This is a genomic window from Curtobacterium sp. Csp2 (assembly GCF_013347165.1).
Genome location: NZ_CP054593.1, coordinates 246,612 through 247,488, shown reverse-complemented (window position 1 = coordinate 247,488; position 877 = coordinate 246,612). Strand labels below are relative to the sequence as shown.

The following is an 877-nucleotide window of genomic DNA, read 5'->3' as shown; positions in this document are numbered from 1 at the left end:
TGCAGCTCCCGAGGACGGTCCGGTCCGCGGTCGTCGCGGACGAGGGCTGGACGTTCGTGGTCGCCGACGCGGCGCAGCTCGAGCCGCGGGTCCTCGCGGCGATGTCCGGCGACCGGGCGATGGCGGCGGCGGGCGACGGCCGCGACCTGTACGACGGCGTGGTGGCCTCGGGCGCGGTCGAGACCCGGCAGCAGGCGAAGGGCGCGATGCTCGGTGCGATGTACGGCGCCACGCAGGGCGACGGCGGCCGGCTCGTGCCCCGGCTGGCGCGGGCGTTCCCGGCGGCGCTCGGACTGGTCGACCGGGCGGCCCGGGCGGGGGAGCGCGGGGAGCCGGGTGCGCAGGGACCCCATCCACGCGAGCGCCCACTCCGCCGCCGTGCCCTGCACGACGAAGTTCCTGGTGAACCGCCCCCAGCTCCGCGCCCGCGACTCGACGGCCCGCTGCTGCGCCGGGGTGCCGTCCACCGACCACGCCCGTGCCCGCGCCGCCGCGGCGGCCGCGTCCGGCACGGGCGAGGTCCGTCCGAGCAGGGTCGTCACCGGCTCCCCGCGCTCCCCCGCCCGGGCCGCCCGGTCGACCAGTCCGAGCGCCGCCGGGAACGCCCGCGCCAGCCGGGGCACGAGCCGGCCGCCGTCGCCCTGCGTGGCGCCGTACATCGCACCGAGCATCGCGCCCTTCGCCTGCTGCCGGGTCTCGACCGCGCCCGAGGCCACCACGCCGTCGTACAGGTCGCGGCCGTCGCCCGCCGCCGCCATCGCCCGGTCGCCGGACATCGCCGCGAGGACCCGCGGCTCGAGCTGCGCCGCGTCGGCGACCACGAACGTCCAGCCCTCGTCCGCGACGACCGCGGACCGGACCGTCCTCGGGAGCTGCA

Annotated in this window: 1 protein-coding gene; it reads right to left on the bottom strand. The window is 79.5% G+C overall.

Going from position 1 to position 877, the window contains the following annotated elements; translation table 11 throughout:
• Window positions 1-877 (bottom strand): DNA polymerase (locus HUN59_RS20130; protein WP_441307033.1); only part of this gene is annotated, 877 nt, incomplete at both ends.